General features: G+C 68.6%; 12 protein-coding genes. 1 reads left to right on the top strand and 11 read right to left on the bottom strand.

Going from position 1 to position 12,949, the window contains the following annotated elements:
* Positions 1 to 2: 2 nt before the first annotated feature.
* The 5 genes from JWQ05_RS03365 to JWQ05_RS03345 all read right to left on the bottom strand — a co-directional run bounded on the left by JWQ05_RS03365 (position 3) and on the right by JWQ05_RS03345 (position 6,111).
* Complete coding sequence (locus tag JWQ05_RS03365; RefSeq protein ID WP_299654458.1) at positions 3 to 902, bottom strand: tetratricopeptide repeat protein; 900 nt, start codon at positions 900 to 902, stop codon at positions 3 to 5.
* Positions 889 to 2,619: a dihydroxy-acid dehydratase gene (ilvD, locus tag JWQ05_RS03360; RefSeq protein ID WP_299654455.1), complete on the bottom strand. Its 1,731-nt coding sequence runs from the start codon at positions 2,617 to 2,619 to the stop codon at positions 889 to 891. The genes JWQ05_RS03365 and ilvD overlap by 14 nt, the downstream gene beginning before the upstream one ends.
* A gap of 314 nt (positions 2,620 to 2,933) precedes the next feature.
* A complete protein-coding gene (gene eutC, locus JWQ05_RS03355; RefSeq protein WP_299654452.1) occupies positions 2,934 to 3,731 on the bottom strand; it encodes an ethanolamine ammonia-lyase subunit EutC in 798 nt (265 codons plus the stop codon).
* Positions 3,728 to 5,125, bottom strand: coding sequence for an ethanolamine ammonia-lyase subunit EutB (locus JWQ05_RS03350; protein ID WP_299654449.1), 1,398 nt, complete (start codon positions 5,123 to 5,125; stop codon positions 3,728 to 3,730). The genes eutC and JWQ05_RS03350 overlap by 4 nt, the downstream gene beginning before the upstream one ends.
* A gap of 125 nt (positions 5,126 to 5,250) precedes the next feature.
* Positions 5,251 to 6,111 carry a transglutaminase family protein gene (locus JWQ05_RS03345; RefSeq protein WP_299654461.1) on the bottom strand — a complete coding sequence of 287 codons (861 nt, stop codon included), beginning with the start codon at positions 6,109 to 6,111 and terminating at the stop codon, positions 5,251 to 5,253.
* A 296-nt stretch (positions 6,112 to 6,407) separates the two neighbouring features.
* Here JWQ05_RS03345 and JWQ05_RS03340 point away from each other — a divergent pair, with 296 nt between their 5' ends.
* Positions 6,408 to 6,884: a hypothetical protein gene (locus JWQ05_RS03340; protein ID WP_299654446.1), complete on the top strand. Its 477-nt coding sequence runs from the start codon at positions 6,408 to 6,410 to the stop codon at positions 6,882 to 6,884.
* 39 nt (positions 6,885 to 6,923) lie between these two features.
* On the opposite strand, the gene JWQ05_RS03335 is transcribed toward JWQ05_RS03340, so the two are convergent.
* The 6 genes from JWQ05_RS03335 to JWQ05_RS03310 all read right to left on the bottom strand — a co-directional run bounded on the left by JWQ05_RS03335 (position 6,924) and on the right by JWQ05_RS03310 (position 12,885).
* Complete coding sequence (locus JWQ05_RS03335; RefSeq protein ID WP_299654443.1) at positions 6,924 to 7,520, bottom strand: LUD domain-containing protein; 597 nt, start codon at positions 7,518 to 7,520, stop codon at positions 6,924 to 6,926.
* Entirely contained in the window at positions 7,517 to 9,121 is a 1,605-nt protein-coding gene (locus tag JWQ05_RS03330; protein WP_299654440.1) for a lactate utilization protein B, read from the bottom strand. The genes JWQ05_RS03335 and JWQ05_RS03330 overlap by 4 nt, the downstream gene beginning before the upstream one ends.
* The gene (locus tag JWQ05_RS03325; protein ID WP_299654437.1) at positions 9,118 to 9,861 is read right to left on the bottom strand and encodes a (Fe-S)-binding protein; all 744 of its coding nucleotides are present in this window, start codon (positions 9,859 to 9,861) and stop codon (positions 9,118 to 9,120) included. The genes JWQ05_RS03330 and JWQ05_RS03325 overlap by 4 nt, the downstream gene beginning before the upstream one ends.
* Before the next feature lie 74 nt (positions 9,862 to 9,935).
* Positions 9,936 to 11,696, bottom strand: a complete 1,761-nt coding sequence (gene poxB / locus JWQ05_RS03320) for a ubiquinone-dependent pyruvate dehydrogenase (protein WP_299654434.1) — start codon at positions 11,694 to 11,696, stop codon at positions 9,936 to 9,938.
* A gap of 82 nt (positions 11,697 to 11,778) precedes the next feature.
* Positions 11,779 to 12,378, bottom strand: a complete 600-nt coding sequence (locus JWQ05_RS03315; RefSeq protein WP_299654431.1) for a cysteine hydrolase family protein — start codon at positions 12,376 to 12,378, stop codon at positions 11,779 to 11,781.
* 186 nt (positions 12,379 to 12,564) lie between these two features.
* A complete protein-coding gene (locus tag JWQ05_RS03310) occupies positions 12,565 to 12,885 on the bottom strand; it encodes a hypothetical protein (protein ID WP_299654428.1) in 321 nt (106 codons plus the stop codon).
* Positions 12,886 to 12,949 lie beyond the last annotated feature (64 nt).

The raw sequence follows: 12,949 nt of genomic DNA, 5'->3' as shown, positions 1-12,949 counted from the left end.
GTTCAGCGTCGGCGGCGCGCCGAGCCGGTGACCTGCGCGGTGGTTTGAGAGGCCTGCGCCAGGGCGGCGGCGCGGTCTTCCTCGCTCGCGGAGGCCCAGGCCTTGTCGTAGAGGGCGGCGATCCACTCGTCCTTGCGCCCTTGCGCGGAGTCGCGGGCGAGCGACAGCCACATCAGTCCGCGCGCCCGCTGGGCCGGCACGCCCTGGCCGTTGACGAGCAATTGGCCGAGCAGCGCCTGGGCCGGGGCATGGCCCTTCTCGGCGGCGAGGTTGAACCAGCGCGCGGCCTGCCGCGCGTCGGAATCCACGCCGGTGCCGTCGAGGTAGAGGCGACCGAGATTGTACTGCGCGTTCGGGTCGCCGAAATACGACGCCGCGTAGTTGAACAGGTCGTAGGCGCGCTCAGGGTTCGGGCGCACGTAGGTGCCCTTGATCCCGTCGAGGAAGTAAGCGCCCAGCGCCGTGAAGGCGCTCGCCACCACGCCCGAGTTCTGGGCGTCCGGCCCCTCGTCGGTGGTGTCGTCGGCGATCCGCGAGAAGAACTCGAAGGCCTTGAGGTCGTCGTGGGGCACGCCGTCGCCCTCGGCATACATCCGGCCGAGCTTCCACAGCGCGAGGGCATGGCCCTGGTCGGCGGCGTATTCGAGGGCGCGGGCCGCCCCTTCCTTGTCGCCGGCATTGTAGTCGCGAACGCCCGTCCGCAACGCCTCGCGGGCGTTGCGGTAGCTGCCCGCGGGCACGGGGGTGCGCGCGGTGGCGTCGAGCGCCGCCGTGGGCACCGCGCCGAGGAGCAGGAGCCCGGCCGCCACGGCGAGGCGCCGGCCCGTAACCGCCAGCGGCCGATCCCGGGCGGCCCGTGCCGGCCGCGAGGCGCGGCCGAGGGCGGTCCTAGATGTCCGCATAGGTGTGGGTCTCCTCGGCGCCGCCCGGATGGGTCACCGCGCCGTTCACCGCCGGACCGACGGTCTGCTGGTACTTCCACAGGTAGCCGGAGGTCGCCGAGTTGGTCCGCGGCGTCCAGGCGGCGCGGCGCGTGGCGAATTCCTCGTCCGAGACCGCCACGTCGAGGGTTCCCTTGATGGCATCCAGGGTGATCACGTCGCCGTCCTGGATCAGGCCGATCGGCCCGCCGATGGCGGCCTCGGGTCCGACATGGCCGACGCAGAAACCGCGCGTGGCGCCCGAGAAGCGTCCGTCGGTGATCAGCGCGACCTTGTCGCCCATGCCCTGGCCGTAGAGGGCCGCGGTGGTGGAGAGCATCTCGCGCATGCCGGGGCCGCCCTTGGGGCCCTCGTAGCGGATGACCAGCACCTCGCCTTCCTTGTAGGTGCGCTTCTGGACCGCCTCGAAGCAGGCCTCCTCGCCGTCGAACACGCGGGCGGGACCGGTGAAGACCTGCTTCTCGACCGCCATGCCGGCGACCTTCACGATGGCACCCTCGGGGGCGAGGTTGCCGCGCAGGCCGACGACGCCGCCGGTGGGCGTCAGCGGGGTGTTGGCGGCGCGGACCACGTCCTGGTCGGGGTTCCAGTGCACCCGCTCCATGTTCTCTGCCATGGTGCGGCCGGTCACGGTCATGCAGTCGCCGTGCATGAAGCCGTGGTCGAGGAGCGTCTTCATCAGGAGCGGGATGCCGCCGACCTCGAACATGTCCTTGGCGACGTAGCGGCCGCCCGGCTTCAGGTCGGCGATGTAGGGCGTGCGCTTGAAGATCTCGGCGACGTCGAACAGGTCGAACTTGATGCCGAATTCATGCGCGATCGCCGGCAGGTGCAGCGCCGCGTTGGTGGAGCCGCCCGAGGCCGCGACGGCGGCCGCCGCGTTCTCCAGGCTCTTGCGGGTGACGATGTCGCGCGGGCGGATGTTCTTGGCGATGAGCTCCATCACCTTCTCGCCCGCGGTCATGCAGAATCTGTCGCGGATCTCGTAAGGGGCCGGGGCGCCGGCCGAGTACGGCAGCGCGAGGCCCATGGCCTCCGAGACGGTGGCCATGGTGTTGGCGGTGAACTGCGCGCCGCAGGCGCCGGCCGACGGACAGGCGACCTGCTCCAGTTCGTCGAGGTCGTCGAGGGACATGTCGCCGACCGCGACCTTGCCCACCGCCTCGAACAGGTCCTGCACAGTCACCGGACGGCCGCGGAACGAGCCGGGCAGGATCGAGCCGCCATAGATGAAGATCGACGGCACGTTGAGGCGCACCATCGCCATCATCATGCCGGGTAGCGACTTGTCGCAGCCGGCCAGACCCACGAGGGCGTCGTAGGCGTGGCCGCGCATGGTCAATTCGACGGAATCGGCGATGACTTCGCGGGACGGCAGCGAGGCGCGCATGCCCGCGTGCCCCATGGCGATGCCGTCGGTGACCGTGATCGTGCAGAATTCGCGCGGCGTGCCGTTGGCGGCGGCCACGCCCTTTTTGACCGCCTGCGCCTGGCGCATCAGCGAGATGTTGCAGGGCGCGGCCTCGTTCCAGCAGGAGGCGACACCCACCAGCGGCTGGTGAATCTGCTCGCGCGTCAGGCCCATCGCGTAGAGGTACGAGCGGTGCGGGGCACGCTCGGGCCCCTCCGTGACGTGGCGGCTCGGAAGCTTCGACTTGTCGGTGATACGCGCGTCCATCGTCTTCTCGCCGCCCTGGCCTGCTACACTTCGGATGACTTCAGGGCGACCGCCGGCACGGGACCGCACGCTGCCCGGATGGACGGCGGACGATCTCACGGGACCGGTTCTCGGAAAGCGTCTGAACCCCGCGGTAAAGCGTTGGGAGGACTATCGTTTACCGCGCATCCTGAGGTGGCCCCGGTTTATGGCGGGATCGCGGCGGCGGGAGGGGGCTCCCAAGGCAAAGTCTGGATGCTTTTGGGGTGTTGCGACCTCGCCACAGCCACGCTTCGACGCTGGAGACGCGCGGAACGAACGGTCGAATGCGCCGCCTACCCCTGGGTGCCGTTCTCGATCATGACAGGGCTCGGGGCCGCCTCCAGCGCCGGCCCGCTGCCGTCCTTCAGGTTCACACCTGAGAGGCCGAGGGCGAAGGCCTGGGTCAGGAGCCAGTCGAGCTTGAACGCGGCGATGTCATGCGAGAGCCCGGCCGGGCGCACGTTCGAGATGCAGTTGCGCTCGGCATCCGAGCGCCCGACGCGGGGCTCGAAGGTGAGATAGAGCCCGAGGCTGTCCGGGGAGGACAGGCCGGGCCGCTCGCCGATGATGACCACCGCGGCGCGGGCCTTCAGCGCCGCGCCGATGCCGTCGCCGAGGGCGACCCGGCCTTGCGTCGCCACCACAACGGGGGCGAGGCGCCAGCCGGCGCGCGCGATGTGGGGCCGGAACGCCGCGAGGAAGCCGGCGGCGCCCTCGTGCACGGCCCGGGCCGAGAGCCCGTCCGCGACGACGAGGGCGAGATCGACCGATGTGTTCGACCGGGCGCCGAGCGCCGCGCGGGAAGCCTCACTGAGGGCGCGACCGAGATCTGGTCGCCGCAGGTAGGTGGCCCGGTCGGGGGCGGCGGAAGCCACGGCCAGGGTCTCGAAGCCGAGGGCGGCGATTTCGGCCGTGACGGCGTCGCCATCCAGGGGCGTGTGGACGGCGTCGCGGGCCTGGGCATGGGCGAGGCCGAAACGGAGGACTTCCCGCGTCGGCAGGCCGGAACCGGCCCGACCGAGGCCGATCCGTGCGGGCGTGAGCCGCGCCAGGCGGGCCCAGGGGTCCTCTTGTGTCCCGTCCCCGCTCATGCGGCGAGGCCCCGGTCCGAGAGGCCGGGCGCGGCGGCGATCAGGCGGGCGCTCGGGCCATCCGGCAGCAGGGCGCCCGCCGCGTCGGTGAGGCCGATCTGCGCGAGCCACGCCTCGAATTCCGGCGCGCGTTTGAGGCCGAGCACCTCGCGCAGGTAGAGCGAATCGTGGAACGAGGTGGATTGATAGTTCAGCATCACGTCGTCGGCGCCGGGCACGCCCATGATGAAGTTGCAGCCGGCCGCCCCCAGCAGGGTCAGCAGCGTGTCCATGTCGTTCTGGTCGGCCTCGGCATGGTTGGTGTAGCAGACGTCGCAGCCCAGCGGCACGCCCATGAGCTTGCCGCAGAAATGGTCCTCCAGCCCCGCCCGGATGATCTCCTTGCCGTCGTAGAGGTATTCCGGTCCGATGAAGCCCACCACCGTGTTGACGAGGAGCGGCCGGAAGGGGCGCGCCACAGCGTAGGCCCGGGCCTCCAGGGTCTGCTGGTCGATACCGTGGTGCTGGCCCGCCGAGAGGGCGGAGCCCTGCCCCGTCTCGAAATACATGCAGTTGTCGCCGACCGTGCCGCGCTTGAGGGCGAGCGCCGCCTCGTGCGCCTCCTTGAGGATCGGCAGGGTCACGCCGAAGCTGGCATTGGCGCCTTGCGTGCCGGCGATCGACTGGAACACGAGATCGACCGGCAGGCCTCGGTTCATCGCCTCGAGGGTCGTGGTGACGTGGGTGAGGATGCACCCCTGCGTCGGGATTTCCAGGCGCCGGATCAGGTCGTCGAACAGGTGGAGCAGGCCGCTCAGGGTCGAGACCGAGTCCGAGGCCGGGTTGAGGCCGATCACCGCGTCGCCGCAGCCATAGGACAGGCCGTCGAGGATCGAGGCGGTGATGCCGGCGGCGTCATCGGTCGGGTGGTTGGGCTGCAGCCGCACCGCGAGGCGCCCGGGCAGGCCGATGGTGTTGCGAAAGCGCGTGACCACCCGGCACTTTCGCGCCACCAGGATCAGATCCTGGTTGCGCATGATCTTCGAGACGGCCGCCGCGATCTCCGGGGTGATGCCGGGTGCGATCCGGGTCAGCGTCTCGGGAGACGCGGTGAGCAGGAACTCGCGGAAGTCGCCCACCGTGAGATGAGCGATCTCCGCGAAGGCGCCCGCATCGTGGGTGTCGAGGATGAGGCGGGTGACGTCGTCGTCCTCGTAGGGGATCAGGGGTCTGGCCAGGATCTCGCTGAGCGGCACCTCGGCGAGGCACCAGCGGGCGGCCATCGCCTCCTCGGCGGATTCCGCCGCGATGCCGGCGAGCCGGTCGCCCGAGCGCACCGGCGTGGCCTTCGCCATCAGGGCCGGCAGATCGGCGAAGACGTGGGTCCGGGGGCCGACGACGTGACGATAGGCCATGGCTCAGCGCGCTCCTGCAGCACCGACATTGGGTTCGCGCCGCCTCCGGCAAGGGCTGGGGCACGGCCGGGACTTCGCAGGGCCCGGATCACGGCATACCGGGCTCCCGTGATCCCGGGGACGTGTCAGGCCGCGCCGGCGTGCGGCGCGGGCTCCTCGGTGGAGATCGCGTCCACGGTGCGCTGGGGCGGGCTGCCCTGCCCGTCCGCACGGGCGATCCGGATCTGCTGGTTGACGGGCTGCATGTTGCCCCAGGGCGTCGAGAAGGCGATCTCGGCCGCGTCGCGCCCCACGCCGATGCGCACGAGCCCGTCGAGATCGGCCTGCCGCGTGGCGTCGAAGAGCCACCAGCGTCCGTCGAGATAGGCCTCGAACACCGCGTGGAAGTCGCTCGGCACGAGGCCGTGCGCGTAGCAGCTCACGAAGCGGGCGGGGATGCCGAGTGCCCGGCAGAAAGCTGTGCCGATATGCGCGAAGTCGCGACAGACGCCCGCGCGCTTCAGCAGGCTCTCGTGGGCGGTGGTCTCGCCGTCGCTGGAACCCGGCTGATAGGTCAGGTGGTCGTGGATCCAGTTGCAGATCGCGTTGACCCGCTGGTGCCCCTTCGGCAGGGCGCCGAACTCGGCCAGCGCATAGGGCGCGAGGCGGTCGGAGGAGACGAAGCGGCTCGGCAGCAGGAAGGGCAGGATGTCGAGGGGCAGCTGCGAGATCGGAGTTTCATTGACCGTCGCCGGATCAGCCCGGTGCACGGTCAACTCGACCTCGGCACTGTATTCGAGTGAGAACTGCCCGACCGGGACGTTGACGCCGAGGTAGCGGTTCTGAAGATCCGGCGTGATGTAGATGTCGCGCTTCAGGTTCGGCGACAGAGCCAAGCTTTCACTGAGGATCTCGACGCTGCGCAGGCGCGCGACTTCGAGATTGAAGATGAACGTCGTCTCCGAGAGGATGTTGTAGGATAAATTGCAGCCCAGTTGATAGCGCACCATCCGCTCCTTGCCGGCGTCTCATGGCCTTCAGCATAGCAAGGATCACGCCTCCGAGCGCGCAGGAACAAACACCTTCTCCGCGCTCCGCGGAAATTCCGAACGCGCCGACCGGAAAAGGCGCGCGCATTCCGCGCGAATGTAATCTCAGGTTGCATAAGCGCGCGAAAATGAAGACCTTAGCGTGTCTCCGAAGTGATTCGGGGACGCCCCCTTCCTGGCGAGGATCGGGACGGCAACGTCACGCTGCATCGGCGGCGGCTTGGCGGAATCCACGCTTGCCGAAGGGATAAGAGATGGCCGTTTCATTCAGTGTCGTTGGTGTCTTCTACAGCACGCAGGTCGACCTCACGAAGGTGCAGGGAAACACAGTTGGGGAGATCATGCAGTATCTCTTCCGGGTGGATCCGAGTTTCTACTACACGTCCATCGTTTTCGACCAGAACACGATCGTGAACTCGATCGGGATCAATCACCTGAAGCCCTTCAAAGGGCGGACCGGAATTCCCTATCCGGCCGGGTTCTACCGCCTCGCCCAGAGCTTCACGGATCCCACTCCGAACCCCTACTCGGTCTGGCAATATTACCTTGCCGACCAGAACGGCATCCGCAAACCGGTGCAGGGCAACTACTCGTTCACGAAGGCGACGGTGCAGGATGGATGGTCGATCGTCTGGCGTCTGGTCACGATCTGCAATGCACCGAACACGCTCGCCAAGCGGATGCGCAAGCTCATCCCGGCCGATCAGCAGAAAGCGCTCGAACTCGCCTGATCCGAGCGTCGTGTTCGACACCGCCAACGCGGCGCACGGTCAGACCGAGCGCGCGATCAGGATGACGGTGAGCGAGCGCACGCCCTGCGCGCCGTGGATCAACACGCCCTCGATGTCGGCGGTGGCCGAGGGGCCGGTGTGCAGGACCGCGTAGGCGGCATGGGCGAAATCCGGGCGGCGATAGGCCGCCTGGATGTTCACCACGATGTCGGCCGGATCGAGCAGCACCACGAGGTGCTGGGCGAGGTAGGCGACCGCGTTCACCTGCAACTCGGCCTGTGTGAACAGAACCGAACCGGTCTCGGCGACGCCGAAGACCGCGCGCACGACGGCCACATCGACATCGGCGAGATCCTGCGGACGGGCGACGGCGCCAAGATCGCGATTGCCCGCGATCTCCGGCACGGCCGAGGCCACGACCTTCGCCGCCTCCAGGCGCTCGCGCACGCTGGCGAAGGGGTCGGCGCCTGGGATCACGTCGGCGAGCCGGCCCCCCATGCGCTTCAGGCGCTCGCCGAATTCGGCGACGTGATCCTGGCCGACGAGGGGCGCGAAGTCCGGCACCTCCGGCAGGGGGTGATCACCCGCCGGACGGTTCCGGCGGATGCGCGCCAGCGTCTCCTCGCGCACGTTCACTTGGCGGCATCCGTCTTTTTGCCGCCGGCCTTGGTCATGCGGTTCTGCTTGTACCAGGCGTGGAAGGTCTGGCGGGGCGATTCCGGCATCTCGCGGCCCTTCCCCCAGGTGTTGAGCGGGTTGTAGATGGCAAAGCGCGGCAGCACCTTGAGGGCGGAATCGGCGGCGCCGATGGCGGCCCGGTAGGTCGCCGGACGGCTCAGGACCTGCCCCGCCGCCTTCATCATGCCCTGCTTCAGGAGCGGGATCTGGTGCTCCTCGGCCAGCACCTTGCGCCAAGCGAAGATCTGCTCGTGGATGTTGATCTTGACCGGGCAGACGTTGGTGCAGGAGCCGTTCATGGTCGAGGAGAACGGCAGCGTCGAGTATTTCCGCTTGTTGAAGGTCGGGTCGATGATGAGCCCGATCGGCCCCGAATAGGTCGCGCCGTAACTCAGACCGCCGCTGCGCCGGTAGACCGGGCAGGTGTTCATACAGGCGCCGCAGCGGATGCATTTCAGCGAGGTCCAGAACTCCTCCATCCCGAGCCGTTCGGAGCGGCCGTTATCGACCAGCACCATGTGCATCTCGGTGCCCTTTCGGGGCGCGCGGAAATGCGAGGTGTACTGGGTGATCGGCGAGCCGAGCGCCGAGCGCGAGAGCAGGCGCAGGAACACGCCGAGGTGCTCGATGCGCGGGATCAGTTTCTCGATGCCGATGGAGTGGATCTGGAGCTTCGGCACATTGCCCGAGAGGTCGGCGTTGCCCTCGTTGGTGCAGGTCACCACCGTGCCGGTCTCGGCGATGGCGAAGTTGCACCCCGTCAACCCGGCGTCCGCCTCCAGGATGAGCGGGCGCGTGTGCATGCGCTGGCTCTCGGCGAGGTACTTGGCGTCGTCGTTCTCGGGGTCCGTTCCCATGGTGCGGGCGAAGACCTCGGCCACGTCGAAGCGGGTCTTGTGCACCGCCGGCACGACGACGTGGCTCGGTTCCTCGTTGTCGAGTTGCTGGATACGCTCGCCCAGGTCGGTCTCGATCACCTCGATGCCGGTGCCGGCCATGTAATGGCGAAAACCGCATTCCTCGGTGAGCATCGACTTCGACTTGATCAGCGATTTCGCACCGTGATCCTTGAGGATGCCATGGACGATCCGATTGTGCTCGGCCCCGTCCGCCGCCCAGTGCACGTGGACGCCGTTCGCCTTGGCGTTGGCCTCGAATTCCTCGAGGTAGCGGTCGAGATTCGCCAGGGTGTGCGTCTTGATCTGCGAGGCGATCTCGCGAAGCTCCTCCCATTCGGGGATGCCGAAGGCGGCGGTGTCGCGCTTGGTGCGCAGATCCCAGAGACGGGCATCGTGCGCCTTCTGGTGCAGCGGCGCGGCGAGGAAGCGCTCGGCGGCCTCGGCCTGGTCGATGGGGCGGTCGCCCCGGATCTTGGCGCCGCGCGGCTGCGCCTCGCGGGGCGCCTTGGCCGCGATGGGCTTCGAGGCGCCCTCCGCGTGCTGGAGGCGCTCGCCGTCCTGGCTCCTCGCGCTCTCGTCGCGGCTCGCGATCACCTCCGGATGAATCACGCCGTCGCGGCGTGCGTCCCCGCGCGGCTGCAGATCGTCGGACGCGCTCATGCGGTCGCTCCATTAAGGATGCGGGCGATGTGGATGAACTTGAGGGGGACGCCGATGCGCGCGGCGCAGCCCTTCTGGTGCATCATGCAGGAGGAATCCGCCGAGACGACGTATTCGGCCCCCGCCTGGGCGTGGTCGGAGACCTTGTCGTAGCCCATCTTGGCCGAGACGGCGGGCTCGAACACCGAGAAGGTGCCACCGAAGCCGCAGCACTCGTCGGGTCGGGCCGGGGCCACGATCTCGATGCCCTTGACCTTCTTGAGGAGATCGAGGGGCTTGGAGAAGAATGGCGCGTTCAATTCCGACGGCCGGGCATGGTGGATGCCGCGCAGCGCGTTGCAGTTGCCGTGGTAGCCGACCTTGTGCGGAAATTCCGCCCAGGGGAATTCCTCGACCTTGAGGATGTCGTGCAGGAACTCGACGAGTTCGAAGGTCTTGGCCCGCACCGCCTTGACCTCGTCGGTCTGCGGGATCGCGGTGAGGTGCTCGCGCACCTGATGCACGCAGGAGCCGGACGGGGCAACGACGTAGTCGAACGGGGCGAAGTTCTTGACGAACAGGGCCTCGGTGGCGGCGGCCTCCGCGTGGCAGCCGGTGTTCGTCATTGGCTGGCCGCAGCAGGTCTGGTCGAACGGATACTGGACGTCGAGTCCGAAGCGCTCGAGCAGTTCCAGCGTGGCGATGCCCACCTCCGGCTCGAAGGCATCGACGTAGCACGGCACGAACAGTCCGATGCGCATGGCGTTTTCTTGTCTGCGCGGCCGGCTTGGCGTCTGCCCGGCCGCTTTGGAAAGGTTCTACCCTGCGGTCCGGTCTAACGGAGCAGGTTCGTCTTGGCGAGGTCGAGGACGGAATCCCCGCGCCCGCTCATCACCGCCCGCAACACGTAGAGGCTGAAGCCCTTGGCCTGCTTGCCGTCGATCTTGGGCGGCATCGAGAGTTCCTGGCGCGCCACCACGCAGTCGAGAAGCGCCGGGCCGGGATGGGCCAGGACCTCGCGCACGGCCGCCTCCAATTCGGCGGGGTCCTCGACCCGCACGGCGTGGATGCCGGCGCCCCGCGCCATCGCGGCGAAATCCGGGTTGTCGAGGGCGACCCCGGTCTCGATGTAGCCGGCGGCCTTCATCTCCAGCTCGACGAAGCCGAGCGTGCCGTTGTTGTAGATCACGACCTTCAGGGGCAGGTTCTGCTGGCGCAGGGTGAGGAGGTCGCCCATCAGCATGGCGAAGCCGCCATCGCCGGAGAGCGACACCACCTGCCGGCCGGGGAACGCCGTCTGTGCGCCGATCCCCTGCGCCATCGCGTTGGCCATCGAGCCGTGGACCCAGGAGCCGATCAGCCGGCGCCGCCCGTTCATCTTGAGGTAGCGCGCCGCCCAGATCGTCGGCGTGCCGACATCCGCAGTGAAGATCGCGTTGTCCGCCGCCGCCTCGTCGAGAACCTTGGTGAGATATTGCGGGTGGATCGGGCTCCTGCCCGATTTCAGCCCGAACCAGCCCTTGGACGGCATGCCGGTGGCGAGATCGTCGAGGTCTTCGCGCGCCTTCGCGTAATGCTTCAAGGCGGCGTCGAGGTGCCGGCGCTCGGCCTTCACGGCGAGCTTCGGCAGCAGCGCCCGGATGGTGTCGTCCACGTGGCCGACGAGGCCGAGATCGAGCTTGCAGCGCCGCCCCAATTGCTCGGGCCGCACATCCACCTGCGCGATCTTCGCGTCCTGGGGGTAGAATTGCCGGTAGGGGAAGTCGGTGCCCAGCATCAGCAGGGTGTCGCAGGACATCATGGCGGCGTAGCCCGACGAGAAGCCGATCAGCCCCGTCATGCCGACATCGTAGGGATTGTCGTATTCCACCACGTCCTTGCCCCCGAGGGCGTGGACGATCGGGCTCTTGAGGGCTGCGGCCAGTTGCAGCAACTCGGCATGCGCCCCGGCGCAGCCGCGTCCGCAGAGCAGCGTGATCCGCTCCGAACCGTTGAGGAGTTCGGCGAGGGCGTCGAGGTCCGTCTCGGCGGGGCGCACGACGGGCCTCGGCGGGATCAGGCCCGGATTCGGCGCGACCCTGCGCGGGGGCGCATCCATCAAGGCGACGTCGCCTGGGATGATCACCACCGCGACGCCGCTCAGGCCGATCGCCGCCCGCATGGCGTTCTCGAGCACCTGCGGCAGCTGCGAGGCGTCGCCGACCATCTCGCAGTAATGGCTGCACTCGCGGAACAACTCGCCCGGATGCGTCTCCTGGAAGTACCCGGAGCCGATCTCGGCGGTCGGGATATGGGCCACGATCGCCAGCACCGGCGTGCGGGTGCGGTGGCAATCGTAGAGCCCGTTGATGAGGTGGACATGGCCCGGGCCGCAGGAGCCGGCACAGACCGCGAGCTTGCCGGAGAGCTGGCTGTCGGCCCCGGCCGCGAAGGCCGCGACCTCCTCGTGGCGCACGTGGATCCAATCGATGGTGCCCCGTGCCCGGAGCGATTCCGTCAGCGCGTTCAGGCTGTCGCCGACGATGCCGTAGATGCGCCGCACGCCGGCTTGGCCGAGGGTGTCGACGATGAGGTCCGCGACGGTGGCGCTCTTCATGGGCTTCGGCTCCGGTTGTACCGAGCCGAACCGTCGCCACTGCCGGGAGTTCCGCCGGAGGGGTGTCCCCGGCGCGGATCTGTCAGTCGGCGATATCCGCGACCCGGGGGGCGATCACGGCGAACAGGTCCCCGAGGGTCGCGAGGCTGGCGGCCTGGAGGGCGGCGGCCGGCACGACCGATCCGTCGAGACCCGGCAACGCCCGCGTCGCGGTGGTTTCGGCGACCACGGTGGGACTAAATCCGAGATTGAAGGCGCCCCGGGCCGTCGAGTTGATGCACATATGGGTCATGAAGCCGGCGAGGATCAGGGACGTGACGCCCGCCGCCTCCAGGCGAGCCTGGAAGTCTGTGCCCATGAAGGCGTTCGGGTAGGCCTTCACGATCACCGGCTCGTCGCCGATGGGAGCGACCGCCTCGCTGATCGCGCCGATGGGCGCCGAAACGTCGTAGGGCGAGCCGGGGCCCGCATTGTGCTGGATATGGAAGACCGGCACGCCGGCCTGTCGGGCGCGGTCGAGGAGCAGGCTGGCCGCCGCGATTGCGGGCTCGACGTTATCGAGGCGCATCACACCCTCGCGGTAGGTATTCTGGAGGTCGATCATCACCAGGGCCGAGCCCGAGAGGCGCGCAGGCCCGTCGCCAAGGCCGGAGACGTCCCGCAAAGTCTTCAGGTCACGCATCGCCGTTCGATCTCCGGACACGGGATGTTGCAGGGCCGGCGGCGAGTGCCGCCGGCACGTCAAGGCGGGACAGCCTCGACGCGCGGTCTACGTCTGCGCCCGACGTGGGTCGGCCGATTTTCCGCGCATCCGCGTCCGCCATCGTCCCGTGCCAGGACCGGTCCGGCGCCGGATACGCGCTCGGGATCAGCAGCTCAGACGGCGGCCTTCCCGACGGCCGAAGTTCCGGTAATGGATCGCGCCCGACGGCATCTTGCCCTGCTCGACCGCGCGGCGCACGTCGGCGTTGCAGCGCAGGTACTCGCGCTCGTCGAATCCACCACCACCACGCTCGGCGCGGCCGCGACCCCTGTCCTCGTAGCCGCCGCGATCCCCGTAATCGCGGTCGCGTTCCTCGTAGCGCGAGCCACGGTCGCGGGAGCCGTAATCGCGTTCGCCGTAGGATTGCGCCGAGGCCGAGCCCATCAGGGCGAGGCCGACCGCCACCACTGCACCAAGCGTCTTCATGTCACGTGATCTCCTGATCGGGATTGAGAAACGGCTGGACCGTGCATTTGGTTCGGCAAAGCTT

The organism is Methylobacterium sp. (genome assembly GCF_028290105.1).
Taxonomy (GTDB): Bacteria; Pseudomonadota; Alphaproteobacteria; order Rhizobiales; family Beijerinckiaceae; genus Methylobacterium.
This window is presented reverse-complemented; position numbering and strand designations above follow the sequence as displayed.